Source organism: Comamonas trifloxystrobinivorans, from assembly GCF_043359985.1.
In the GTDB taxonomy this organism is placed as follows: Bacteria; Pseudomonadota; Gammaproteobacteria; order Burkholderiales; family Burkholderiaceae_C; genus Comamonas; species Comamonas trifloxystrobinivorans.
Genome location: NZ_JBHZGV010000006.1, coordinates 101189 through 125924 on the forward strand (window position 1 = coordinate 101189; position 24736 = coordinate 125924).

At 63.3% G+C, this 24736-nt stretch carries 19 protein-coding genes; 16 read left to right on the forward strand and 3 right to left on the reverse strand.

Features of this window, described 5'->3' with window-relative positions:
* The first annotated feature begins 36 nt into the window (after positions 1–36).
* The 6 genes from trpE to trpC are packed head-to-tail and all read left to right on the forward strand — an operon-like array spanning position 37 to position 5023.
* Complete coding sequence (trpE, locus tag ACFIQF_RS08305) at positions 37–1536, forward strand: anthranilate synthase component I (protein WP_393941863.1); 1500 nt, start codon at positions 37–39, stop codon at positions 1534–1536.
* Positions 1533–1862: a chorismate mutase gene (locus tag ACFIQF_RS08310; RefSeq protein WP_393941865.1), complete on the forward strand. Its 330-nt coding sequence runs from the start codon at positions 1533–1535 to the stop codon at positions 1860–1862. Before trpE ends, ACFIQF_RS08310 begins: the two co-directional genes overlap by 4 nt.
* A 3-nt stretch (positions 1863–1865) precedes the next feature.
* Complete coding sequence (locus ACFIQF_RS08315) at positions 1866–2438, forward strand: anthranilate synthase component II (RefSeq protein ID WP_393941867.1); 573 nt, start codon at positions 1866–1868, stop codon at positions 2436–2438.
* Entirely contained in the window at positions 2438–3094 is a 657-nt protein-coding gene (locus tag ACFIQF_RS08320) for a LysE family translocator (RefSeq protein ID WP_393941868.1), read from the forward strand. Before ACFIQF_RS08315 ends, ACFIQF_RS08320 begins: the two co-directional genes overlap by 1 nt.
* Positions 3095–3124: 30 nt before the next feature.
* Positions 3125–4153: an anthranilate phosphoribosyltransferase gene (gene trpD, locus ACFIQF_RS08325; RefSeq protein WP_393941870.1), complete on the forward strand. Its 1029-nt coding sequence runs from the start codon at positions 3125–3127 to the stop codon at positions 4151–4153.
* Between the two features lie 27 nt (positions 4154–4180).
* Positions 4181–5023 carry an indole-3-glycerol phosphate synthase TrpC gene (gene trpC, locus ACFIQF_RS08330; protein WP_393941871.1) on the forward strand — a complete coding sequence of 281 codons (843 nt, stop codon included), beginning with the start codon at positions 4181–4183 and terminating at the stop codon, positions 5021–5023.
* 71 nt (positions 5024–5094) lie between these two features.
* Here the strand turns inward: trpC and ACFIQF_RS08335 are convergent, their stop codons facing one another.
* Positions 5095–5499, reverse strand: a complete 405-nt coding sequence (locus tag ACFIQF_RS08335; protein ID WP_393941873.1) for a YfeK family protein — start codon at positions 5497–5499, stop codon at positions 5095–5097.
* 287 nt (positions 5500–5786) lie between these two features.
* On the opposite strand from ACFIQF_RS08335, the gene ACFIQF_RS08340 reads away from it, so the two are divergent.
* From ACFIQF_RS08340 to ACFIQF_RS08365, 6 genes are all read left to right on the forward strand, one after another.
* Positions 5787–6926 (forward strand): efflux RND transporter periplasmic adaptor subunit, encoded by a 1140-nt coding sequence (locus tag ACFIQF_RS08340; protein WP_393941875.1) that lies wholly within the window; start codon positions 5787–5789, stop codon positions 6924–6926.
* A 21-nt stretch (positions 6927–6947) separates the two neighbouring features.
* Complete coding sequence (locus tag ACFIQF_RS08345; RefSeq protein ID WP_393941877.1) at positions 6948–10058, forward strand: efflux RND transporter permease subunit; 3111 nt, start codon at positions 6948–6950, stop codon at positions 10056–10058.
* A complete protein-coding gene (locus ACFIQF_RS08350) occupies positions 10039–11334 on the forward strand; it encodes a TolC family protein (protein WP_393941879.1) in 1296 nt (431 codons plus the stop codon). The genes ACFIQF_RS08345 and ACFIQF_RS08350 overlap by 20 nt, the downstream gene beginning before the upstream one ends.
* Positions 11335–11376: 42 nt before the next feature.
* Complete coding sequence (locus ACFIQF_RS08355; protein WP_393941881.1) at positions 11377–12102, forward strand: response regulator transcription factor; 726 nt, start codon at positions 11377–11379, stop codon at positions 12100–12102.
* Complete coding sequence (locus tag ACFIQF_RS08360) at positions 12102–13514, forward strand: sensor histidine kinase (protein WP_393941883.1); 1413 nt, start codon at positions 12102–12104, stop codon at positions 13512–13514. The genes ACFIQF_RS08355 and ACFIQF_RS08360 overlap by 1 nt, the downstream gene beginning before the upstream one ends.
* Positions 13515–13583: 69 nt before the next feature.
* Entirely contained in the window at positions 13584–14276 is a 693-nt protein-coding gene (locus ACFIQF_RS08365) for a uracil-DNA glycosylase (protein ID WP_393941885.1), read from the forward strand.
* Here the strand turns inward: ACFIQF_RS08365 and ACFIQF_RS08370 are convergent.
* Positions 14270–15295 carry a DMT family transporter gene (locus ACFIQF_RS08370; protein WP_393941886.1) on the reverse strand — a complete coding sequence of 342 codons (1026 nt, stop codon included), beginning with the start codon at positions 15293–15295 and terminating at the stop codon, positions 14270–14272. The genes ACFIQF_RS08365 and ACFIQF_RS08370 overlap by 7 nt on opposite strands.
* A gap of 188 nt (positions 15296–15483) precedes the next feature.
* Positions 15484–16398 (reverse strand): LysR family transcriptional regulator, encoded by a 915-nt coding sequence (locus ACFIQF_RS08375; RefSeq protein ID WP_393941888.1) that lies wholly within the window; start codon positions 16396–16398, stop codon positions 15484–15486.
* Positions 16399–16635: 237 nt separating this feature from the next.
* Between ACFIQF_RS08375 and ACFIQF_RS08380 the strand changes: the two genes are divergently transcribed.
* The 4 genes from ACFIQF_RS08380 (at position 16636) to ACFIQF_RS08395 (ending at position 24677) form a co-directional block, all read left to right on the forward strand.
* Positions 16636–17667, forward strand: coding sequence for a Bug family tripartite tricarboxylate transporter substrate binding protein (locus ACFIQF_RS08380; protein ID WP_393941890.1), 1032 nt, complete (start codon positions 16636–16638; stop codon positions 17665–17667).
* A gap of 86 nt (positions 17668–17753) precedes the next feature.
* Positions 17754–19355 (forward strand): gamma-glutamyltransferase family protein, encoded by a 1602-nt coding sequence (locus ACFIQF_RS08385; protein WP_393941892.1) that lies wholly within the window; start codon positions 17754–17756, stop codon positions 19353–19355.
* A 157-nt stretch (positions 19356–19512) separates the two neighbouring features.
* Positions 19513–20064, forward strand: coding sequence for an HdeD family acid-resistance protein (locus tag ACFIQF_RS08390; RefSeq protein ID WP_393941893.1), 552 nt, complete (start codon positions 19513–19515; stop codon positions 20062–20064).
* A 578-nt stretch (positions 20065–20642) separates the two neighbouring features.
* Positions 20643–24677 carry a DUF5979 domain-containing protein gene (locus ACFIQF_RS08395; protein WP_393941894.1) on the forward strand — a complete coding sequence of 1345 codons (4035 nt, stop codon included), beginning with the start codon at positions 20643–20645 and terminating at the stop codon, positions 24675–24677.
* Positions 24678–24736 lie beyond the last annotated feature (59 nt).

Genomic DNA, 24736 nt, shown 5'->3' on the forward strand with positions numbered 1-24736 from the left:
ATCCAGCGTGCGCTGCCAAAGCTGGGGACCCCGTTCGTGATCACCGAACTTGAATTCAAAAGTCTGGCCAACCAAGGCTACAACCGCATTCCTCTTGTCGCAGAAGCCTTTGCGGATCTGGAAACTCCACTCTCTTTGTATCTGAAGCTGTGCCACGCGCACGATGACGGTAAACACAGCTTTTTGCTGGAATCCGTGGTCGGTGGCGAGCGTTTTGGCCGCTACAGCTTTATCGGCTTGCCCGCTCGCAGCCTGCTGCGCGCCAGCGGCTTTGGCGCCGAAGCCAAGACCGAGGTGGTGACCGATGGCCAGATCGTCGAGACCCATGTGGGCAACCCGCTGGAATTTATCGCCACTTATCAACAGCGTTTCAAGGTAGCGCTCAGCGCCGGTATGCCGCGTTTTTGCGGTGGCCTGGCCGGCTACTTTGGCTATGACGCGGTGCGCTACATCGAGAAAAAGCTGGAGAAAAGCTGCCCGTCCGATACGCTGGGCACGCCCGACATCATGCTGCTGCAGTGCGAAGAGGTGGCTGTCATCGACAACCTCTCGGGCAAGCTCTACCTGATCGTCTACGCCAACCCGGCCGAAGCCGAGGCTTACAGCAAAGCCAAAAAGCGCGTGCGCCAGCTCAAAGAGCAGCTGCGCTATTCGGTGAGCGTGCCGCAGATCAAGGCAGGCGACAGCCACCCGGCCGAACGCAGCTTTGCCAAGGCTGATTACCTGAAGGCCGTGGAAGAGGCCAAGGAGATGATCGCCGCAGGCGATTTCATGCAAGTGCAGGTGGGCCAGCGCATCCACAAGCGCTACACCGAGAGCCCGCTGTCGCTGTACCGCGCGCTGCGCTCGCTCAACCCCAGCCCTTACATGTACTACTACCACTTTGGTGATTTCCAGGTGGTGGGCGCCAGCCCCGAGATTCTGGTGCGCCAGGAGAAGGTGGAAGAAGGCCAGAAAATCACCATCCGCCCGCTGGCCGGCACGCGCCCGCGCGCCGCTTCGCCCGAGAAGGACAAGGCCACCGAGCAAGAGCTGATCAACGATCCCAAGGAGCGTGCCGAGCACGTCATGCTGATCGACCTGGCGCGCAACGACATTGGCCGCATTGCCAAGATTGGCAGCGTCAAGGTGACCGAGGCTTTTGCGGTAGAGCGCTACAGCCACGTGATGCACATCGTCAGCAACGTCGAAGGCATTTTGAAAGATGGCATGAGCAGCATGGACGTGCTCAAGGCCACCTTCCCGGCTGGCACGCTCTCGGGTGCGCCCAAGGTGCATGCCATGGAAGTGATTGACCAGCTCGAACCCACCAAGCGCGGCATCTATGGTGGCGCCGTGGGTTACCTGAGCTTTGCCGGCGACATGGATCTGGCTATTGCCATCCGCACCGGCGTCATCAAGGACGGCATGCTCTATGTGCAGGCGGCGGCCGGCGTGGTAGCCGATTCGGTGCCCGAGCTGGAATGGAAAGAAACCGAACACAAGGCCCGCGCACTGTTGCGTGCGGCAGAACTCGTAGAGGAAGGACTGGAATGACCCGCGCTATCGACAAAGTACAAGACTGCAACACCATGACCGACGTGCGCCGCAATGTGAACGCGCTCGACGACATTCTGGTGCCACTCTTGGTGGAGCGCGGCGGCTACATGACCCAGGCGGCCAAGTGCAAGAACAACCCGGATCTGGTGCGCGATGAAGAGCGCATTGAAACCATCGTCGCCCGCGTGCGTGAACGCGCAGCGCTGGAAGGCGGCCAGCCCGATGTGATCGAGGCCATCTACCGCGCGATGATGGAAACGTACATCGCCTACGAACACCGCGAACTCGCCCGCCTGCAAGCGGGCGGCAAGCCCAAGGACTAGACCATGAAAAAGCTTCTGATGGTCGACAACTACGACAGCTTCACCTACAACATTGTCCAGTACTTTGGCGAGCTGGGGGTGGAGGTGGTCGTGGTGCGCAATGACGAAACCTCGCTCGAAGAGATTGCCGCCCACCAACCCGACTGGCTGGTGATTTCGCCCGGCCCCTGCAGCCCGGCCGAAGCTGGCATCTCGGTGGCCGCCATTCAGCACTTTGCCGGCAAGCTGCCTATTTTGGGCGTGTGCCTGGGCCACCAGGCCATTGGCGCGGCCTTTGGCGGCAACGTCATCCGTGCCGTGCAGCAAATGCACGGCAAAACCAGCGTCATCAGCACCACGCAGCAAGGCGTGTTTGCCGATCTGCCCGCGCAGTTCACCGTCAACCGCTACCACTCGCTGGTCATCGAGCGCAGCAGTTGCCCTGATTGCCTGGAAATCACCGCTACCAGCGAAGACGGCGAAATCCAAGGCGTGCGCCACAAGAGCCTGCCCATCCAGGGCGTGCAGTTCCACCCCGAAAGCATCCTGACCGAGCACGGCCACGCGATGCTGAAGAACTTTCTGGAGCAGCGCTGATGATTGAGCTGCACCAGTTGCTGATGTTCATCGCCGCCGGCTGGTTGCTCAATCTCACTCCTGGGCCAGACGTGTTCTACATGCTCAGCCACGCTACCCGCCAGGGCATGCGTGCCGGCCTGGTGGCCAGCGCCGGTATCACCGCTGGCTGCATGGTGCATGTGGCAGCGGCCTCCTTGGGCGTGGGCGCCTTGCTGGCCACATCGGCCACTGCGTTCAGCGTGCTCAAATGGCTGGGTGCCGCCTATCTGCTGTGGATGGGCCTCAAGCTCTTGCGGGCCAAAAACAACGGCCCGCTGGCGGTGCCGGCCAGTGCAGCCGCCAGCCCGGCCCAGCCGTTGCAGCTGGCGCGCATCTTCTGGGGCGGCTTCTGGACCAATGTGCTCAACCCCAAAGTCGCCATCTTCTTTCTGGCTTTCATCCCGCAATTCATCGCTGCCGACTACGCCCACAAAAGCCTGGCTTTTGCGGCGCTGGGCCTGCTCTTCAACATCAATGCCATTCCGGTGAATGTGCTGTGGGTCTGGCTGGGCTCGGGCCTGGCGAGCCGCGCTGGCTGGCTGCGCAGCCGTCTGCACTGGCTGGACCGTGCGGCCGGTGCCATGTTCATCGGCTTCGGCCTCAAGCTGGCGTTCAGCGACAAACCGGGCGCTTGATCCTTCATCGAAACGAATATTCAACACACCATGTCGATCACTCCCCAAGAAGCGCTGCAGCGCACGATTGAACACCGCGAAATCTTCCACGACGAAATGCTGCACCTGATGCGCATGATCATGAAGGGCGAGCTCTCGCCCGTGATGACCGCGTCCATCATCACCGGCCTGCGCGTCAAAAAGGAAACCATTGGCGAGATCAGCGCCGCCGCCGAGGTGATGCGCGAGTTCTCCAACAAGGTCAATGTGGCCGACCGCACGAACCTGGTCGACATCGTTGGCACCGGCGGCGACGGCGCCAACACCTTCAACATCTCCACCTGCTCCATCTTTGTGATCGCGGCAGCAGGCGGCAAGGTCAGCAAGCATGGCGGCCGCAGTGTCTCCAGCAAATCGGGCAGCGCAGACGCGATGGAGGCGCTTGGCGTCAACATCAACCTCAGCCCCGAGCAAATCGCGCAAAGCATCGCCAAGGTGGGCATCGGCTTCATGTTCGCGCCCAACCACCACCCGGCGATGAAGAACGTGGCGCCCGTGCGCAAAGAGCTGGGCGTGCGCACCATCTTCAATATCCTGGGCCCGCTCACCAACCCGGCCAGCGCGCCCAATATTTTGATGGGCGTGTTCCACGAAGACCTGGTCGGTATCCAGGTACGTGCCCTGCAGCGCCTGGGCGCTGAGCACGCCTTGGTGGTGTACGGCCGCGATGGTTTGGACGAAATCAGCCTGGGCGCCAGCACCCTGGTCGGCGAGCTCAAAGACGGCGTGGTGCGCGAATACGCGATCCACCCCGAAGACTTCGGCATCCAGATGGTGGGCACCCGCGCTTTCCGCGTGGACAACCCCGAGCAATCCAAAGCCATGCTGATGGGCATCTTGCAAGGCGAACAAGGCCCGGCACGCGACATCGTCTGCCTCAACGCCGGCGCCGCGCTGTATGCCGCCAACGTGGCCAGCTCCATCGAAGACGGCTTGCAGCGCGCGCGTGCTGCCATCGACAGTGGCGCGGCGCTGCAAAAGCTCAAGGATCTGGTGGCGTTTTCTCAGCAGCAGGCTTGAAGCGGCTGCGTAGCAAAGGACTAATTTATGTCAGACATCTTGAAAAAAATCTGCGACGTCAAAGTCGAAGAAGTCGCCGCTGCCAAAAAGCGTTTGCCGTTTGAGGCCATGCGCCGCGATGCGGAAAGCCGAGTGGCTACGCGCGATTTTGTCGGCGCCCTGCGCGCCAAAATCGCGGCAGGCGAGGCGGGCGTGATCGCCGAGATCAAAAAGGCCAGCCCGAGCAAGGGCGTGATTCGCTCCGATTTCGACCCGGCCGACATTGCGCAAAGCTACATGGTGGGCAACAGCAACAACAAGGCCAAGCTCTACGGCAATGCCACGGCAGCCTGTTTGTCGGTGCTGACGGACCGCCAGTTTTTCCAGGGCGAACCGGATTTTCTCAAGCAGGCCCGCGCCAGCACTTTGCTGCCCGTGCTGCGCAAGGATTTCATGGTCGATCCCTACCAGATCTACGAATCGCGCTCCATGGGCGCAGATTGCGTTCTGCTCATCGCCGCTTGCCTGGAAGACGCGCAAATGGCCGAGATGGAGCAGATCGCTCGCAGCCTGGATATGGCGGTGCTGGTGGAGGTGCACGATGGCGCGGAGCTGGAGCGTGCGCTGAAATTGAAGACGCCGCTGGTCGGCATCAACAACCGCAACCTGCGCACCTTTGAAGTCAACATCCAGACCACGCTGGATTTGCAAAAGAACGTGCCGGCTGATCGCCTGTTGGTGACCGAATCGGGCATTCTCAGCAAAGACGATGTGAAAACCATGCGCGATGCGGGCATCAACGCTTTCCTGGTGGGCGAGGCATTCATGCGCGCCGAAGAGCCGGGCGAGGCGCTGGCAGCCTTGTTCGCCAACCCGGTCGAACGCGCTTAATCAGTCAATTTCGCAAAAGCAGCTGCTGCGCTGACAAAGCGCAGCAGCTGCTTTTTTATGGGCGATGCGCTTTATTTGCTGGCGCGCAGCTGCTGCAATTGCTCGCTGAACCACTGCTTGCTTTGCACCTCAGGCTGGCCTGGGCAGCGCACCAGGTACGGTTTGCTCGATACGCTGCTTTGGCTGGCGGCGCGCTCGATGAAGGCCTCGGTGCTGGGTACCAGTTTCTTCTTCAGCAAATAATCGTATTTGCTTTGCAAATGCTGGCTGGCTTGCTTGGCGCTGTACCAGCTGCCGTTGCGGCTGAACTCGCAACCCGATTGCAGCAGTGCAGCGAACAGCCCATCAATCTCAACGGCAATGGCCGTGGGTGTGGCAGCGGGGGCTGCGGTTTGCGCCTGCGCTGGCAGGGCACTGAGGCACAGGCTGCAGAGCGCTGCGATCCCGGCCCGGACAAGGTGGTTGGAAGAAGGCATCGGCGCATCTTGCCGTTTTTTGTACCGCTCAGCTGTAAACCTGTGTTAATCGTCCACGCCGCTTGTGCTGTCCCCGGCATTCGCCGTGCGCTTGCCTGGCCGCCTTTGGTGCGGCCGCAAGCAAGCCTGTGCGTGGCTGTTCAGGCCCAGAGGCAAAGCTAACCAAATCGTAATTCGTCGGTAATCCCGAGTCTTGCTGCGCCTGCATAGCATCCAGGGAGCAAGGGGCATGCCCCAAAAACGCCGCCAGCGAGCGGTACAGCGAGACACAGACACCAGGGGCACGGATGGATCTTCATTTCTACTCATTTCGCCAGGGCTGGGCCTGGGCGGTGGCGGCCAGCCTGGCGATGGCTTTGGTCGGCTGCGGAGGCAAAACGGATGCAGCTGCCCAGCAGGCGAGCGCTCCCAAGGCTGCGGCACTGGCGCCGGGACAGGTGCGGTTGCAGCCGGCTTCGCTGAAGATGCTGGAGATCGTGAGCCTGAGCCAGTCGGGCGCCGCACAAACCACGGCCATGCCGGCGCGGGTGGCTTTTCAGGATGACAAAGTGACTGCGGTGGCGATTCCTGTGGAAGGCCGGGTGGTCTCGGTGAATGTGCAGGTGGGCGACAAGGTGCAGACGGGCGATACGCTGGCTACCTTGGTCAGCCCCGATGCCTTGCGTATTCGCTACGAAGTGGAGGCAGCTCGCACGGCCAAAGATCTGGCGGCAGTCGAAGAGCAGCGCCAGCGCACCATGCTGGCCAAGGGCGTGGGCGTAGAGATGGAGCTGCGTGCGGCGCAATCCAAGTTGCGCGAGACCTCGCAAGAGCTGGCGCGGGCGCAAGGCGCGGCGGCTTTGCTGGGCGCGGGCTCGGGGGACCGGGTGGTGTTGCGTGCTCCGCGCTCGGGCGTGATTGCTGAGCGCAATGCCATGCCCGGCGCGGCTGCTGACAATGGCGCCGCGCTGTTTTTGGTGGGCGATCCGGGCGCGATGCGAATCGTGGCAGACGCGTTCGAGGGCGATCTCTCGGGCATCCATGTGGGCGCAGAGGCCATCGTCAAGGTGCAGCAGTTGGCGGCCACCGCGGCCGGTACGGTGCGCAATATCGGCGCGGTGCTGGACAAGGAATCGCGTCGCGCCACCGTGCTGATCGACCTGAAGGCGCAACTGCCAGGCTTGCGGCCGGGCATGCAGGCCTCGGTCGAGATTCCGCTGGCTGCCACGCAGCAAATGCTGATTCCGGTGACGGCGGTGCTGATCAAGGATGGTGATCGCTCGATCGTCTACGTGCAGGTGGACGACGGCTTGTTTGAGGCGCGCAATGTCGTGCTGGGCCAGCCGCTGCGCGGCACGGTGCCTGTCCAAAGCGGACTGCAGGCGGGCGACAAGATCGTGGTGCGTGGTGGTCTGCTGCTGGACGGTGCTGCCAGCCAGATGCTGTAAACCGTAGCAGGAGAAGCCACCGTGCTACGTTCACTGATTGCCTTTGTCGTGCACCGCCGCTTGCTGGCCTTGTGCGCCACCGTTGCCATTGCGGTTTATGGGGTCTGGTCTTACCTGAACACCGCCATTGAAGCCTATCCGGATGTGACGAATGTGCAGGTCGGGGTGATTGCCCAGGCGCCTGGTTTGGCGCCTGAAGAGGTTGAGCGCCAGATCACCCAGCCGCTCGAGCGCGAGCTCAACGGCACGCCGGGGCTGATGTCTTTGCGCTCGGAGAGCTATTTCGGCCTCTCGATGATCAACCTGGTGTTCAACGACGATGCCGACAGCTTCAAGGCCCGCGCCGAAGTGTCCCAGCGCATGCCGCAGGCGGACCTGCCGCCGGGCGTGACGCCGCAGATGGCGCCCGACTACACGCCGCTGGGGAAGATCTACTACTACCGCTTGCAAAGCGACCGCCACACCTTGGCGCAACTGCGCACCGAGCAGGAATGGCATGTCACCCGCGTGCTCAAACAGGTCCAGGGGGTGGCCGATATCGTCAGCATCGGTGGCTTTGTCAAAGAGTTCCATGTGGAGGTCGATCCGCAAAAACTCTACAGCCTGGATATTTCGCTCGAAGACGTGGGCGATGCGCTGGCCAAATCCAACCGCAATGTGGGCGGCGGCCTGCTGCGCCGCGGTGAGCAGTCGCTGATCGTGCGCGGCATCGGCCTGTTGGCGCAGCCAGAGGATATTCAGCGTGTGGTGGTGGCCATGCGCGGGGGCCAGGCGGTGACGATTGGTGATGTGGCGCGGGTGTTTCAAGCGCACACGCCGCGCCAGGGTTCGGTGGGCATGGACGACATGGACAACGTGGTCGAAGGCATCGTCTTGCTCAAGCGCGGCGAGAACCCGTCGCGCGTGCTGGACCAGATCCACCTGAAGGTGGAGCAGCTCAACCGGGGCGAGTTGCCCGAGGGCATGAAGATGGTCACGAGCTATGACCGCTCCAACCTCGTGGGCCACACGCTGGCCACGGTGCAGCACAACCTGTTGTTCGGTGCTGTGCTGATCGTCAGTGTGCTGTGGCTGGTGCTGCGCAGCCTGCGCGGCTCGCTCATTGTGGCCACGGTGATTCCGCTGTCCTTGCTGGTGGCTTTCATCGGCTTGCATTGGCTGGGCATGCCGGCCAATCTGATATCGATGGGCGCCATCGACTTCGGCATCATGGTGGATGGCGCGGTGGTGCTGGCAGAAAACATCATCCGCAATGCCCGCCTGCGCAAGCCGCAAACCCAGGCGGACATGCGCCACATCATCATCGACTCGGCGGTGGCGGTGGCCAAACCGACCTTGTTTGCCATGGCCATCGTGATCGCGGCGCTGATACCGGTGTTCTCGTTGCAGAGCATTGAAGGGCGCATCTTCCGCCCCTTGGCCATGACCTACACCTTCGCGCTGCTGGGCGCGCTGGTGTTTGCCATGGGTCTGGTGCCGGCCTTGTGCGCGCTGCTGCTCAAGCCCAAGCATGTGATGGTCGAAGAGCCCAAGATTTTCGACCGTGCGCACCACGGCTACGAACGCTTTATTGGCAAGGTGCTGCAATCCACCCGCGCCCGTTCGCTGGTGGCTTTGGTGGCGGTAATCGTGCTGGTCTTGGTGGGCTATTCAGGGCGTTGGTTGGGCACGGAATTTCTGCCCGAGCTCGACGAGGGCGACGCCTATGTGCTGGTGGAAATGCCGGCCTCGATTTCGCTGGAAAAAGGCCAGGAAGTGCTGCGCGAAGTGCGCGCGCGCCTGGGCCAGTTCCCCGAGGTGATATCGGTGATCTCCGAGCAAGGGCGCCCCGAATCGGGCACCGACAACGAAACCCTGAACCTGGCCAAGGTGCTGGTGCGACTCAAACCCCATGAGCAGTGGACCCAGGGCCTGAGCAAGCCGGCGCTGATCGAGCGCATGCGCCAGAGCCTGCAAGAGATACCGGGCATTGCCTTCAACTTTGCCCAGCCGATTCGCGACAGCGTGGAAGAGTCCTCGTCGGGCGCGCGCGGCCAGGTGGTGCTGAAAGTGTTCGGGCCCGAGATTCCGCAGCTGCGGGCCTTGCTGCAAAAAACGGTGGATGCGGTGCAGCCGATTGCAGGCGTGGTTGATCTGGGGCTGTACCGCGATGCCCCCGCTCCGCAAGTGCATGTGACCTTTGACCGCCTGGCCCTGGCCCGGCAGGGGATCGACATGGACACCGCGCAAAAAACGCTGGAGATGGCCTTGGCCGGCGATGTGGTGACGACCTTGTGGGAAGGCCAGTATCCCGTGCCCGTGCGGGTGCGTCTGCCCTATGTGGACCGCATGGATGAAGCCCGCATCCGCGAGATCGCCATTCCCACACCGAAAGGCCAGTCCTTGCCGCTGCACTCGCTGGCATCGGTCAAGGTGGAGATCGGCAACTCATCGATCTTCCGGGAAGGCAATGCGCGTTACATGGCGCTCAAATTCAACGTCGAGGGGCGCGACATCGGCTCGGTCGTCAAAGACACGCTGGCAGCTTTCCAGGAGAAAGTAAAAATGCCCGAAGGCTATACCGCCGTCTGGGGTGGCGAGTGGGAAAACCAGCAGCGCGCTGCCGCTCGTTTGCGCATTGTGGTGCCGCTGTCGCTGCTGATCGTGTATGCCCTGCTGTTTGGCGCATTGGGCCGAGCGCGCAGTGCGGGCGTGATCATGCTGTGCGCGCCGTTTGCCATGGTGGGCGGAGTGGTGGCATTGCATGTGACGCACATCGAGCTGTCGATCAGCGCTGCGATCGGTTTTATCGCGCTGCTGGGGCAAGTCGCTCTGGTGGGCTTGCTGGTCTTGTCCAGCGTGGAAGAGCGCCGCCGGGCGGGCCTGCCCCTGATGCCTGCGCTGGTGGAGGGCGCGGCGGAGCGCATGCGCTCGGTCATTTTGGTGGCGCTGCTGGCGCTGCTGGGTTTGCTGCCCATGGCCATGTCCACCGGCGTGGGCAGTGAAACCCAGCGTCCCTTTGCCTCGGTCATCGTGGGCGGCATGATGGTGCTGCCTCTGATCGCCCTGGTCTTGCTGCCGGTGCTCTACGCCGTGTTGGGCCCCAAAACCATGTTGACCCAGGAAGAAGAAGATGAGCGCTCGGCTGAATAAAAGGATGCTCTCCTCGGTGTGCGCGCTGCTGTGCGCCAGCTGGCTGGCGGGCGCTGCGCAGGCGCAGCAAGCGGCGGCGCCGGTGCCCGTGGCTGCACCTGCGTCAGCGTTGGCGGACGCCTTGCCCGCGCAGGCGCAAACCCTGAACGAGTATCTGCAACTGGTGGTGCGCAACAGCGCCCAGCTCAAGGCCGACCGCACGCGCATTGCCGCCGCGCAAGCCGACACGCTGAGCGCTGGCACCTGGCCCAATCCGACGCTGGGCCTGAGCAAGCAGCCGCAGGAGAAGGACTTGTCCATCTCGCAACCGCTGCCCATCTTTGGCCAGCTCAGCCAGCGTGTAAAAACCGCACGCCAGGCCGAAGAGGTGGCCGCAGCGCAGTGGAACAGTGGCGTGCAAGAGGTGATGAACGAGGCCGCCGGGGCCTTCAACGAAGTGCTGGTAGCGCAGCGGCGCCTGGAGTTGTGGCAGGCCGCGGGCAGCGATTTAGCCGGCGCCGCAAAAATTGTGAAAGGCCAGATCGAAGCCGGTGCCCGCAGCCAGTACGACGGGGCACGCATAGCGCTGCAAGTGGCGCAAATGGATATCCAGATCCGCAAGGCGCAGGCCGCCTTGCAGGACGCCAGCAGCAAAATGGCAGCGCTGGCCTCGTTGCCGCGCTGGCAGCCCCAGGCCTTGGGCTCGCTCAAGCCATTGCCAGCCTCTGCTTATGCCAGCAGCGATGCGCTGTGGGAGCAGGCCCGTGGTCGCTTGCCGGCCCTCAAAGCCGCCGCCGCTGATCTGGAGCAATCGCGGCAGCAAATTGCACTGCAGCAGCGCGAAGCCATACCGACGCCGGCGCTCAGCTATACCCGGGTCAGGCACCGGCAAGATGGGCGCTACGGCATCGTGGGCGTGTCGGTCGACATTCCGCTGTTCGACCGCAAGCAAGGGGCGGTCGACAAGGCGCGCGCCGACGAAATGCAGGCCCGCTACAAACAGGAATCGGTCGAGGTGGCTGCGCAGGCCGAGCTGATGCGCAGCCTGCAGCAGCTGCGCCTGGCCAACGAGGCATTGCAGACTTTCGAGGACGAAGCCTTGCTGCAGCTCGACCAGCTGCACCGCATGGCCCAAGACTCCTATGTGCTGGGCAAGAGCAATGTGCTGGAGATGATTGATGTGTTTGACAACCTGCGCGAACGCCGCATGGACCACCTGGATCTGGTCAAGGACATGCTCGAAGCGCAATGGCGCGTGCGTGTGGCCAGTGGCAACCTGCCGCTATTGCCGCCTTGAGCGCAGAGCCGGGGGCGCGGCTTTGACGCTATAGTTCTGGACATGGGAGTCGAATCCACCTTGGCCAATCACCGCTACCTGATTGTTGAAGATGACCAGCTCAACGCCGGCTTCATCGCAGACGGCCTGCGCCAGCAGGGCGCACAAGTCATGGTTTGCCACGAAGGTGTGCAGGGCCTGGCCCAGGCGGTGGGGCAGGAATGGGATGCCATCGTGCTCGACCGCATGCTGCCGGGCGATTTTGACGGCCTCAAAATCGTGCAGGCCTTGCGTTCCATGGGCAAGAACACGCCCGTGCTGGTGCTCAGCGCGCTCTCGTCTACCGACGAGCGCGTGCGCGGGCTCAAGGCCGGTGGGGATGACTACCTCTCCAAACCATTCGCGTTTTCCGAGTTGGTGGCTCGGCTCGAAGCCCTGATGCGCCGCTCGCAAGTCACCGAAAAACCGCGGGAGATGCAGGTGGAAGACCTGCGGCTGAACCTCATGACGCGCAGCGCCGAGCGTGGCGGCCAGGCGCTGGTGCTGCAGCCGCGCGAGTTCCGGCTGCTGGCTTACCTGATGCAGCATGTCAACCAGATCGTCACCCGCACCATGCTGCTCGAATCGGTGTGGGATTACCACTTTGACCCGCAAACCAATGTGATCGATGTGCACATCAGCCGCCTGCGCGCCAAGGTCGACAAAGGCCACGCCGTGCCTCTGATCCATACCGTGCGTGGCGTGGGCTACTGCCTCTCGCCCCAAGCGCAAACGCTGCCAGCGGTGTGATGTCTCAGATCCGCCCCTGGAGTTCGCTGGCGTTTCGGCTGGCGCTCAGCTATGGCGCGATGATGGTGTTCACCGTGGCGGTGGTGCTGGCTGTTTTCTACATACAGATTGTTGGCGTCTTGCGCAACCGCTTGGACCTGTATGCCAACAGCCAACTCAAGCGCTTGCAGGAATACAGCGCCATCCATGGCGAAAATGCCTTGCGCGGCGAAATCGACCACATGCTGCGCGACGGCATCAATACCGATACCGAAATCATCCTGTTGCTGGACCGGGTGGGCGAGACCATCATCGGCAATGCCCGCATTGTTCCGCCCCGGCGCCTGAGCCAATTTGGCATGCGCGAGCTCCAGGTGTGGCGCGACGGGCGCCAAATCGTCGGGCGGGTGCAGGCCCTCGAATTGTCCAACGGCAATTTCCTGGTGGTGGGCAGCGACATGCAAGCCCAGCGCGACATAGAAGACCTGTTCGCACGCGCCAGTGGCATCGTCACCGTGTTTGCCTTGCTGTTGGCGGTGATTGGCGCCATCACTTTCCGCCGCGTCGTCGACATGCGGGCAGCCGATATCCGCACCACCATGGCCCGGGTGGCCGCGGGCGATCTGGCGCAGCGGATCCCGGTGCCGGCCGGGCACAAGGACGAATTTGCGCTGTTGGGGCGCGACATCAACAGCATGCTGGAGCGCCTGCAGCAGCTGATGGATGGCGTTCGCCATGTCTCCAACACCATTGCGCACAACCTGCGCACGCCCATGACCCGCATCTTGCTGCGCTTGCGAGCCGCAGAAAACGCCGACCCGGCCGAGCAACGCGAGACCCTGCGCCTGGTCGCCAACGAAGTGGCCGAGCTGGGCCAGGTGTTCGACAAACTGCTGGCGATTGCCGAGGTGGAAAGCGGCGCTTTGCGCCAGGCCTTTACCGCTGTGGATGTGGCCGCCCTGCTAGAGGACATGTACGAGCTCTACGAGCCCTTGGTGCAAGAGCAAGGCGGCAGCATACAGCTGCAAGTGCAAGGCCGCCCGCAAGCGCTGGGAGACAGAAACCTGTTGGCCAGTGCGTTGGCCAATTTGGTGGAAAACGCCATCAAATATGGCAGCCAAGCCGGCCAGGGGGTGCACATGGTTTTGGAGGCGAGCGAGGCGGGGGACGTAGACGTGGCAGATCTGGGCAGTGATGCGCCGCAAACAGCGATCACGGTGCGCGACCTGGGGCCGGGCGTGGCGCAGGCCGATCTGGCGCAACTGGCGCAACGGTTTTTTCGGGCGCACCAAGAGCAACCAGGGACCGGCCTGGGCTTGGCCTCGGTCAGCGCCGTGGTGCGCTTGCACGGCGGTCAGCTGCGCTTTCGCAATGGCCACCCGGGCTTCGAAGTGCAAATGCACTTGCCGGCTGTACCGGCGAAGGCCCTGTAGCGCTGCGGCTGGAACCGGCGCGGGTTTTAGCGTGCACAATGGCTGCAGTTTTATGCCCTTGAGCCCTTCATGCAACTGACCCCAGAGACTTTCCAGAACCACCAGGTGGCGCCGGGCTGGCAGCCCACGGTGGACGCATTTTTTGCCAGCCCCAAGGGCCAGCAGCTGGCGCAGTACATTCAAACCCGGCTGGATGACGGCGCGGTGATCTTCCCGCCCGAGCCGCTGCGCGCGCTGCAGCTCACGCCGCCCGAAGAGGTGCGCGTGGTCATCCTCGGACAAGACCCTTACCACGGCCGTGGACAGGCCGAGGGGCTCGCATTCTCCGTGGCTCCGGGCGTGCGTTTACCGCCTTCGCTGCAGAACATCTTCAAGGAAATGCAGCGCGATCTGGGCACGCCTTTCCCGCCATTTCCCGAGCCCGGCGGCAGCCTGGTCAAGTGGGCCACGCATGGCGTGCTGCTGCTCAACACTTGTCTCACGGTGGAAGAAGGCCAGGCCGCAAGCCACGCCAAAAAAGGCTGGGAGCAGCTGACCGATGCGGTCATCCAGCAAGTGGCCGAGGGCGACAAACCTGTGGTCTTCATGCTCTGGGGCAGCCATGCGCAGTCCAAGCAAGTCTTCATTCCGCCCGATCGCGGGCACCTGGTACTCACCAGCAACCACCCGTCTCCGCTATCGGCGTTGCGCCCGCCGGTGCCATTTATTGGCAATGGGCATTTCAGCCAAGCCAAGGCTTTCCGCGAGCAGCACGGCTACTGACGCGCAGGCCGCTCGCGCGCAGTCAGCCAGATGCTGATGCAGCCGCAAAAGCTGATCAGCAGCATGCCGACGACGGACAGCGTATCGGGCACCTGGCCAAACGCGGCCCAGCCCACCAAGGTGGCAAAGCCGATCTGGCTGTACAAAAAGGGCGAGATCACCGCCGGCGTGGTGCGGGCGTAAGCGGTGAGCAGGAGCAGGTGGCCAATGGCGCCAATTACGCCCATGGCCGCCAAGGCCGCCCAGGCGAGCCAGGGTGCACCGGATTGCCAGAACAGCGGCAGCAGTGGCGCGCCCAGCAGTACCGGTATCCAGTTGCTGTACAACTGCGTGGTGTTGGGGCCGTCCAGCCGCGCCAGGCGGCTGCCCAGCAACTGGTTGGCCGTGCCGCACACCAGCATGCCTATGGGGTAAATCACCGCCCAGCCTAGTGGCGCGGCACCGGGCTCGGGCCGGATGATCAACAACACCGCGCCCAGGCCGATCACCAGCAGCAACCAGCGCGACCAGCCCACCGGCTCCTTGTAAAGCAGCGCAGAAGCAGCCACCAGCAGCAAAGGCACAACGGACCACGTCGCGGTGAAGTTGGCCAGCGGCATGTTGAGAATGCAGAAAAAGCCGCAGGCCGAGGTCATGCAGCCCAACAGCGCCCGCGAGTACTGAAAGCGCGGGTGCACCGTGCGCAGCGCGGCGAGGCCTTGGCGCGGCAGCACCAGCGCGGTTGTCACCAGCGCCTGCACCAACAGCCGCACCCACAGCACCATCAGCATCGGCAGCACCTGGCCAACATAGCGGGTCACGCCGTCCATCACCGAAAACAGCGCACAGGACAGCACCGCAAATGCAATGCCCGCCAAGGCCGATGGTGCTGCGGCGCTGGCTGATGCGGTGACGGTGGCGGTATTGGTGCTGACGGTGGCAGGTAGCGCTGCTGCGGTACTGCCGGCGAGCGGGGCGACGGTGACCGGCTGGCCCAGGCGGCTGGCAGTCTGCGGACGGGAATCGGTGGTTGGCGACACGCAACGGCAATCTGCCCACCCGGGCCGGACGCCTGCGGCATCGAAGGGCGGAGTGGTGCGGTGGCTTGATTGTAAAAATGACCAGGCGGTCACGTGCTTGTGTTTGCGGTCACTCAGGTGGCAATGTATCTGCTGTTTGCTATTGAATATATAGCTTTCGGTATAGACACAATGCGCTTTTTCATGGCCTATGCCGAGGCAGTCAAATGCTGCACCAGCAGTTGCAAAAATGCATCTGCCGCGGCTGGCAGTTGCCGGCCTTCCAGGGTTTGTACTTCGATATCGCGCAAGTCCATGCCGGCGTCGGACAAGGGTTTGGCCAGCAACTCGCCGCTGGCCAGCAGGTGGCGCACGCTGACTTCGCTGGAGACGCTGACCCCGCCGCTGTGCTGCACAAACTTGAGCAGGGTTTGCGCATGGCTGCTCACCAAGACCGGGTCCAGCGCCAGTTCCTGCCTCGCGCAGGCCATGTCTACCACCTGGCGCACAGCTGTCTCAGCCGGCGGCAGGGCCAGCGGGTAGCGTGTCAGCTCGGCCAGGCTGAGGCGGGCCTTGCGCGCCAGCGGGTGTTTAGGCGGCAAAACGGCCACCACAGGCGCCGATTGCCGGTGCACCACGCGAATGCCTTTGGCCGGCGCCAGGCTGAAGCACAGGCCGACCTCGGCGTCGGTGGCCAGTACTTTGCTGGCGACCTGGGCCGTGGGGCACACCAGCACCTGAAAGCGCACGCCGGGGTAGTCGCGCTGAAACTGCGCGCAAACCTGGGGCACCAGCTCGTTGGCGAATGCGTCCGATGTAGCAATGCGCACCGCACCACTGCGCAGGTTTTGCAGGGCGTGGATGTCTTCCACGGCTTGCCTGGCTTCCAGGCTGATGCGGCGCGCATGGTGCGCCAGTATTTCGCCCGCCGCCGTGGGCACCATGCCGCGTGCGTGGCGCTCGAACAAGGGCGTCTCCAACTGCGCTTCCAGGCTGGCAATCTGGCGGCTGATGGCCGACATGGCCACATGCAGGCGCTGCGAAGCCAGGCTGACTGAGCCGCACTGCACCACTTCCAGAAAGTAGCGCAGCGCGGTTTCTTGCAGGTAGGTGGAGGGACGCATGGGACAGGGCTATTGCTGAAAACAGCGTGATTATGCTTAAAGCATTGCTGTATTGGCAAACCGGCCTTGCCAAATCAGTGGTGGTCCTTGGAGGCAGGGGCTTTTACCATCGGGCTTTGGGGTACCCACCGCAACGCCCGCCCAGCACCCTGGCAGGCGTGATGGCTGGCGCTAAGCGCGCACGGTCAGTGGCAGGGCAGGTGCTCTCGTCCCAATCCTCTGACTTTGATGACTGCCATGCCACGTTTGAATGCTTTGTCCCTGAGTTCCCGTTCCTCGGCGCTGTCGCGCCGCAGTGCTTTGCTGGCGGCCACCGCGCTGTTAGCTTCGGCTGCCGTGCCTTGGGCGGCGCATGCGCAGGGCGCTGCCTGGCCTGAGCGCTCGATCCGTGTGATCGTGCCTTTCCCGGCCAGTGGCGCAACCGATCTGGTTTCGCGCGTGGTGGCGCAAAAGGTGGGCCAGGAGCTGGGCCAGTCGCTGGTGATCGACAACCGCCCCGGCGCAGGCGGCACCATCGGTACGGCCGAAGTGCTCAAGGCCCCGGCCGATGGCTACACCCTGCTGTTCACCACCAGCAGCACGCACGCCATCTCGCCGCACCTGATGTCCAAGCTGGCCTACAAGGCGGACAAGGATTTCACGCCGATCGCCCATGTGGCCGACGCCGCCAGCGTGCTGCTGGTGACGCCTTCGCTGCCGGTCAAGAACGTGCAAGAGTTGGTCGCTTACGCCAAAGCCAACCCCGGCAAGCTGAACTACGCCAGCAGCGGCAACGGCACCATCGTGCACCTGAATGCGCTGGAGTTCTCGGCCCGCTCTGGCGTGCAGATGACCCATGTTCCCTACAAGGGCACGGCGCAGTCGATCAGCGATCTGGCGACCGGCCAGGTGCACGTTTTGTTTGATTCGATCCCCACCGGCATGCCGCATGTGACCAGTGGCCGCCTGCGTGCGCTGGCGGTGACCAGCGAGCAGCGCAGCAAGCTGGCGCCCGAGCTGCCGACCGTGGCGGAATCGGGCCTGCCCGGCTATTCGTCGGTGACTTGGTTTGGCGTCTATGGACCGGCCGGCATGAAGCCCGAGCTGGTGGCCAAGGTCAACGCGGCTTTTAACCAGGCCATTGCCGACCCGGCGGTTGCCGCCAGCCTGGCCAAGCTCGGTGCTGAAGTGGCCAAGCCCGGCACGCCTGCGCAGTTTGCCGATATGGTCAAGGCCGACAGCGCGCGCTGGGCCAAGGTCATCAAGGACAACAACATCTCTTTGGACTAGTGCGCCGGGGCCGCTGCGCAATAATTTCGGGCCGTGTGCAAGCCACAGAAAACACGGCCTTCACCTTGAACAGATGGATGGAAGACATGACGAAGATTAAAGACTGGACGCTGCCTTACGCCTCGCACCGCTCCTCCGTGCTGGGCCGCAATGTGGTCAGCACCTCGCAACCGCTGGCCGCGCAGGCCGGCTTGCGCATGCTGCTGGCGGGCGGCAATGCGGTAGACGCCGCCTTGGCGGCCGCAATGACTTTGACCGTGGTGGAACCCACCGGTTGCGGCATTGGCAGCGATGGCTTTGCGATTGTCTGGGACGGCAAAGAGCTGCATGGCCTGAACGCATCCGGCCGCTCGCCCGCTGGCTGGACGCCCGAGTATTTCGACAAGCTCGGCGGTATCCCCGAAAAGGGCTGGAACGCGGTGACTGTGCCCGGCGCGGTGTCGGCCTGGGTCGAGCTGTCCAAGCGCTTTGGCAAGCTGCCGTTTGCGCAAGTGGCGCAGCCGGCCATCGACTACGCACGCAACGGCTTTGCCGTCTCGCCCACCATTGCCAAACTGTGGGAGCTGGGCCTGGCCAAGCTCGGCGACCAGCCCGGTTTCAAGGAATGTTTTGCCCCCGACGGCCAGGCGCCCAAGGCTGGCGAAGTGTTCAAAAGCGAAGCCCATGCGCGCACGCTCGAAGAGATTGCCGCCACCATGGGCGAATCTTTTTACCGTGGAGAGCTGGCCAAGAAAATCGCGGCCCACTCGCAAGCGAACGGCGGAGTGATGACGGTGGAAGACCTGGCCGCGCACCAGTGCGATTGGGTAGGCACGGTGGCCCAGCCGTTTGGCGATTCGGTGATCCACGAAATTCCGCCCAACGGCCAAGGCATTGCCGCGCTCATGGCGCTGGGCATGCTCGATGCCATCGGCATCGGTGAGCAGCCGCTCGACAGCGTGGAGACGGTGCACCTGCAGATCGAGGCGATGAAGCTGGCGCTGGCCGACTTGGCGCAGTACAACGCCGATATCGACCATATGCGCGTCCAGCCGCAAGAGGATTTGCTCAACCCGGCTTACCTGGCCGAGCGCGCCAAGCTGATCGACCGCAGCAAAGCCAGCCTGGCCAGCTACGGCGCGCCCAAGCCCGGTGGCACGGTCTACCTGTGCGCTTGCGATGCAGACGGCATGATGGTGTCGTTCATCCAGTCGAACTACATGGGTTTCGGCTCGGGCGTGGTGGTGCCGGGCACCGGCATCAGCCTGCAAAACCGCGGCTTCGGTTTTACCACCGAGGCGGGCCACGCCAACCAGATGGCGCCGCGCAAGCGCCCTTCGCACACCATCATTCCGGCCTTCGCCATGCATGCCGACGGTACGCCGCAAATGGCGTTTGGCGTGATGGGCGGCCCCATGCAGTCGCAAGGCCATGTGCAAATGGCCGTGCGCGTGCTGCGCTACGGCCAGAACCCGCAAGCCGCCGCCGATGCGCCGCGCTGGCGCGTGACCGGCGGCAACAAGGTGTCTGTTGAGCTGGGCTTTGACGAGCAAGTGGTGGCCGCATTGCGCGCCCTGGGGCACGACATCAGCGTGGAAGAGGGCAACGGTGTGTTCGCGTTTGGCGGTGCGCAGCTGATCTTGCGCGATGGCCAGCACTACATAGCTGGTTCCGACCCGCGCAAAGACGGCCAGGCCGTAGCTTTCTAAACTCGAACACCACCTTGGGTGAACAACGCCGCTGCGCACTCTGCGCGCGGCGTTTTTTCATGCGCGAACCGAGTGCGGCGCTGTCGGTCTTGGATGACGCAGTGCTGTCGCAGGCAATGCGCATAATGGTTTCATCATTGGCAACCGGAGAAACCGCATGCAAGTCCCCGAGCAGATCCAGCAAACCATAGGCCGCAGCTGGTGGCTGATTTTGTTGTTCGGCGTGGTGTCTACGCTGTTTGGCGTGATGGCCTTGGTGAACCCGGTGGCCGCGGGCGCCAGCCTCACCTGGGCGATCGGCATTCTGGCCGTTGCCGAAGGGGTGGTGGGCCTGATGGGCGCATTCAGCAAAAACGGCGGCGTCTCGCGCGGCTGGATGGTTTTTTACGCGCTGATATCGCTGGTGTTCGGCGCCATGGCCATTGCCAACCCGGTGTCAATGGCGGCGAGCATCGTCATGGTGGCCGGGGCCTGGTTTTTGGTGGCAGGCGTGATGCGGGTGATTTTTGCGATCCGCGTGCGCAAGGAAATCGACCACGAATGGATGCTGATTCTGGGTGGCGTGCTCGGCGTAGCGCTGGGCATTTTGCTGCTGGCCGCACCTCTGGCGGGTTTGATTGTGGGCGTGATCTGGATTGGCATTGGTGCGCTGATTTACGGTTTGCTGCAGATCTACGCTGCATTCAAGGTGCGCAAACTGCCGCACTGATGTGTTTGCGATTTTGAAGATGCGCTGACGCTGGGGCCGGCTGCACACCCGCCACCTGCACTAGCCATCTGCCCGATCCCGCTGCCTTGCAAGCCTGGCGTTTGCAAGGCTTTTTTCATTTCCGGGCGTGGGTCTGGGTGCGGGCGGAAATTGCTTTGCGGTAAATCATTGTTTCCAACTATTTTTGTCTCCCGCGAAGCGGGGGCCGTGTTTCCGACCGCTTGTGCTGGCGCGCCAAGCTGCAAGCCGTGGCCAGGCGGTGCACCGAGCCTGCAATTGCGGGAAGTACATGGATCGGTAAAAGCCCAGATTTAGGTTGTTTGGAAAGTGAGCAATTGCACTGTGAACAAATGCCAAGTCTCTACAGCCTTTGATTAACCTTTGGTCATAAATGATATTAATGATCATAAATGATCAATGCGACGCTAAGATATTGGGTTAATCAATATGTAACAGCTATGTATTGCGTGGCGCCTGCGTGGCCGCTGGCGCCGGCTGTTGCTGCAAGGCGGCTGCTGGGCCGCTGTGTCCGGGCGGGTCTGCCCACGGACCCCGACACCCAAGCTCAGGAGGAAATCATGGGTCAACAATTTCCGTATCGGTTGCAGACAGGCGCTCGCTGGTCTGCTTGGCGCCTGCGCTGGTTGCCAGCGTTGGCGCTGGCTGGCTTCACCGGTCTGTGGTCTGCTCCAGCGGCGGCCGCCATCACGCTCGACTCGATCTCGGTGGAGCGCGATGGCTCGCCCGGTACCTTTGATGCAGACGACCTGCCGGGCCACGACAGCAGCCCGATCAACGGCTGGGTGCGCACGCAGGATGAAATGGCCTTCAAGGTGAGCTACCACTCATCGGGGACCACCGCAGACACCATCACCCTGCAAGTGCCGCAGGGCATGCGTTTCAATGAGAGCGCTAAGGCCAGTGCCGTCTGCAATGTGAGCGGGGCGCTCAATGCGGACAAGACCGTGCTGACCTGCGTGCGCGCGCCGGTGGCGGGCATCGAGTCCTTCACGGTCATGGCGATGGCGGGCGCGCTGGCCCATGGCACCGATGTCGCCACCCACGGCGCGGGCGTCAGCGGCCATACCGCCAGCAACAGCACCCGTGTGAAGCTGCCCGTCGGCCAGCTCCGCATCTCGGCGGCTCCCCAAACCCAGGTGTATACGCTGGCCGAGCAATATGCGCGAAAGCAGGTCGGCGGTGTGAACGGGCGGCGCTTTGTCCAGAAGGTCTATTTTGGTGCCTCCCTGCCGGCCCGCGAAAGCAGTGTGGACGCCTACAAGTTCAAGGGTTTCGAGGCTTTGCAGACGCCTATGAAGCTGGCCATTCAGGTGATGCCTGGCGCCTTGCTGCAGTCTTGCAACCCTGCTGTGGTGTGCTCGCAGCCAGGTGGCGCGGGCGGCGCTATCGAACTGACTTTCGGCAGCGCTACACGCACCGATTTTCTCGACCCGGTGCGCTTTCCGGTCACCGGCGCTAGCGATTGGTATGCCACCACCTCCACCCCGGCCGTGAGCCTGGAAATCTGGACGCCGGATGGGCCCAACTTCCCGCCTGGCGTGCTGAGCAGCTTGCAAACCGTGCTGACCGGCTTTCAGCCACTGGGGCTTTCCGGGGCTGGCAACCTGTCCGGCCAACCTGCGCACGACACGCCGGGCGGCCTGGCTTGCGGCGTGGCCGACAATCCCCGCCGTACCCAGGCGCCCTCGTGCTTGGGTTTGGGGGTAGACCGCCGCAACCCGCTGCGCGTGCAAGACATTCCCAGCTCGGCCGTGTATTCCCGTGCCTCGTATCTGTATGGCGATACGCACGGCTTTGTTCAGAGTGCGGAAAAAGTCGTCCCTGGGCAAGATTTTGTGGCCATGGTGGGGCGCGGCAACTCGGTGAACTCGGAAGAGAACCTGCTGTATTCGTCGGGCTGTGTGGCCTGGGATCCAAAGTGGCTGGAGCTGCGTGCGGCGCCCACTTTGCACCTGGTGCTGGACAACGGCATGTTCTTCTCGACCGACCACATCAACCGGCCCGCGCCGGCCAGCGGCAACTACGTCATCGAGTACTACACCGGCGCCCATGCCAATGACCAAGAGCGCAAAACCTTCAGCTGCGGCACGCCCGGCACGCCTGCCAGCGGCTGGGGTGCGCTGCCCGCCGACCCGAGTGTGGTCACTGCCGTGCGCTATGCGTATGAAGACACCCATATCGATGGCGGCATTCCGCCCGGCTCGGCGCTGGGCCTGGGCATTCCCATGCGCCGCAGCAGCAATGAAGACGCCAAGACACTGCCCACCGACAGCCGCTTGCCATGGTTCTACCAGTACCGGGACAAAGACGCTGGCGCCAACTGGGTGCCGTCCACCTACGACCCGGCCATGGATGGCATGGCCACCGGTGGCGGTGTGCAAAGCGTGGCTGCGCGTGTACGCCACGGCATTCAAGTGACGCCGGTGGCGGCGCCCAATGAAACGGCGGCATTCACCATCACCCCTCGCCTCATTGGCCCACCGCTGGCCGGTGTCAATACCAAGGCGGAAAACCTCCAAGTCAAGGTCAGCTTTGAGGCGCAATACCTCGAGCTGCCGAGTACTGCGCCAACCGGCGTCACCTACTTCAACGGCAATGCCGGGCCCGACGGCATTTGGGGAACGGCTGACGATGTGGCGTCTTACGCCGAGTTCAAACTGGGCAATCCTGATGCGCTTGGCGGGCCGGTGACGGCGGGCTACCAAGGCCATATGACCGAGCTCGCGCCGCTGACGTTTGAGCTGCATGTCAAGGCCGATGCACCGCAGCGCAGCTACAGCTTTCGCAGCGTCATCTCGTCGGACAGCGATTCCAGCTACGAGGACTACAGCGGTGTGAACGGTATCCTCGGCTCTGCCGCTGCGCAAGACCGCACCGAGACCACCTCGATGGTAGTGGCAGGCGTAGCCTCGTTCAGCGTCAGCAAGGCTGTGACGGGCGGTGCTGTGCGCGAAGACCCGAGCGACCCGACATCGCCCTGGATCATCACTGCCGGTGAGCCTTTCAGCTACACCATCCGCTTTGCCAACGTCACCACGGCGGCCACCGGCCCAGGCCATTTTGTCGACGTGTTGCCATTCAATGGCGATGGTCGCGGCACCAGCGGCCTGCCCAGTGCGCTTCAATTGCTGGCTGTCAGCGCCGAGATGGAAGAGCCCAGCGCGATGACGATCAGTGCCGAATACACCACCGACGCCGCAGCTGCCGTGTTGGCTGCCGTGCAAATGCCTGGCAACGAACACGCGACCAGCGGCGTGCATTGGCAGAGCCTGGATGCGGCGGCTATTCCAGCAGCGGCCACGGCCTTGCGCTTCAAAACCTCGGGCAATCTGGTAGCGGGCTCCAAAGGCAAGATCAGCCTGACTTTGCGCGCCGACGGCGATGTCTCCGGCGTGGGCGGCGTGGTCAACGATCTGTATGGCCGCACCATGGATGCCGTCGATCCCAAGGTCATTCGGGGCGATGCCGTGGCCAAGATCAAGGGCGCACGTGCCGGTGCATCGCTCGAAGGCCGGGTGTTCCACGACGCCAATGGCAACGGCCAGTGGGATGTGGGCGAAGCCGGTATCAGCGGTGTGGAAGTAAACATCAGCTGCGAAGCGGGCTCCAGCGCTTGCGTGGCTGGCAGCACGTTGACGGGCAGTACCGATGCCACGGGTGCCTACCACTTCAGCAACCTGCCCAGCGGCAACTGGACGCTTGCCATCGCTCCGCGGCCCGGCTGGCAGGCGATTGCTTCTCTGCCCGGCACGGTGAACGGCGCCGCCACCGGTACGGCTGGTGTACGCCAGATCACCGGCATTGCCATCAGCTCTGCAAGCACTGCAGTGGATTACCAGTTTGCCGAGCGCCAGCAGCTGGGCATACTGACCATCCGCAAAGCGCTGGATCTGCCTGCGGGCGTGAGCGGGCCTTTGGCATTCAGCTTCCAGGCGCTGTGCGACGGGCAAAGCTACACGGCGCAGATCAGCGACTACCCGAACACCAGCTCGGTGACGGTGGCGACGGCCCTGCCGCTGGGCATGCAGTGTACGGTGACGGAAGACGCTCTGCCCGCTGCGCCGGACGGCTACCACTGGGCCAGCCCCAGCATCAGCCCGGCAGGCCCGGTGACGGTGACGAACGCTGGCGCCGAAGTGTTGGTGACCAACCGGCTTGAGGCGCAAAGCGCTGGCTCCAGCGCCACTGTTCAGCTGAGCCTGCAGCTGGATCTGCCCAGCGGCGTGAGCGATACCTTCAGCACTGCAGTGGAAATGACTTGCGCTGGTCAAAAGCATTCCAGCGTACTCACTACTGCGGCTGCTCAATCGCAAACCGTCGCCGCCGATGTGCTTTGCACGGTTGACAAAGCGATAGCTTCTGAGGCGCCTGCGGGATACACATGGGGCGCCCCTGTTATCAACCCGGGATCGCTGACCACGGAAGCCGGCAAGACCGCGTTGGTGCTCATTTCTCTGCGCTTGCTGAGCGACGAAACACCGCCGGTCGCCACCGCAACGCCGGTGCCGGTGAACGCGCCGCTGGCTTTGCTGCTGGCGAGCCTGTTGCTGGCAGTCGGGGCTGGTTGGCATTTGCAGCGCCGCCAGCGATAGCACAGGGCCTGCGCGAGCGGCTGTAAAACAAAAACAGCGCTTCGGAGCTTTCCGAAGCG

Bases quoted from the DNA above. Each gene is read 5' to 3' on its own strand.
- ACFIQF_RS08360 (WP_393941883.1), top strand. From the start codon at position 12,102: ATGTCTCAGATCCGCCCCTGGAGTTCGCTGGCGTTTCGGCTGGCGCTC.
- ACFIQF_RS08375 (WP_393941888.1), bottom strand. From the start codon at position 16,398: ATGCGTCCCTCCACCTACCTGCAAGAAACCGCGCTGCGCTACTTTCTG.
- ACFIQF_RS08390 (WP_393941893.1), top strand. From the start codon at position 19,513: ATGCAAGTCCCCGAGCAGATCCAGCAAACCATAGGCCGCAGCTGGTGG.
- ACFIQF_RS08385 (WP_393941892.1), top strand. From the start codon at position 17,754: ATGACGAAGATTAAAGACTGGACGCTGCCTTACGCCTCGCACCGCTCC.
- ACFIQF_RS08355 (WP_393941881.1), top strand. From the start codon at position 11,377: ATGGGAGTCGAATCCACCTTGGCCAATCACCGCTACCTGATTGTTGAA.
- ACFIQF_RS08320 (WP_393941868.1), top strand. From the start codon at position 2,438: ATGATTGAGCTGCACCAGTTGCTGATGTTCATCGCCGCCGGCTGGTTG.
- ACFIQF_RS08380 (WP_393941890.1), top strand. From the start codon at position 16,636: ATGCCACGTTTGAATGCTTTGTCCCTGAGTTCCCGTTCCTCGGCGCTG.
- ACFIQF_RS08335 (WP_393941873.1), bottom strand. From the start codon at position 5,499: ATGCCTTCTTCCAACCACCTTGTCCGGGCCGGGATCGCAGCGCTCTGC.
- ACFIQF_RS08310 (WP_393941865.1), top strand. From the start codon at position 1,533: ATGACCCGCGCTATCGACAAAGTACAAGACTGCAACACCATGACCGAC.
- ACFIQF_RS08350 (WP_393941879.1), top strand. From the start codon at position 10,039: ATGAGCGCTCGGCTGAATAAAAGGATGCTCTCCTCGGTGTGCGCGCTG.
- ACFIQF_RS08340 (WP_393941875.1), top strand. From the start codon at position 5,787: ATGGATCTTCATTTCTACTCATTTCGCCAGGGCTGGGCCTGGGCGGTG.
- ACFIQF_RS08395 (WP_393941894.1), top strand. From the start codon at position 20,643: ATGGGTCAACAATTTCCGTATCGGTTGCAGACAGGCGCTCGCTGGTCT.
- trpC (WP_393941871.1), top strand. From the start codon at position 4,181: ATGTCAGACATCTTGAAAAAAATCTGCGACGTCAAAGTCGAAGAAGTC.
- trpD (WP_393941870.1), top strand. From the start codon at position 3,125: ATGTCGATCACTCCCCAAGAAGCGCTGCAGCGCACGATTGAACACCGC.
- ACFIQF_RS08365 (WP_393941885.1), top strand. From the start codon at position 13,584: ATGCAACTGACCCCAGAGACTTTCCAGAACCACCAGGTGGCGCCGGGC.
- ACFIQF_RS08315 (WP_393941867.1), top strand. From the start codon at position 1,866: ATGAAAAAGCTTCTGATGGTCGACAACTACGACAGCTTCACCTACAAC.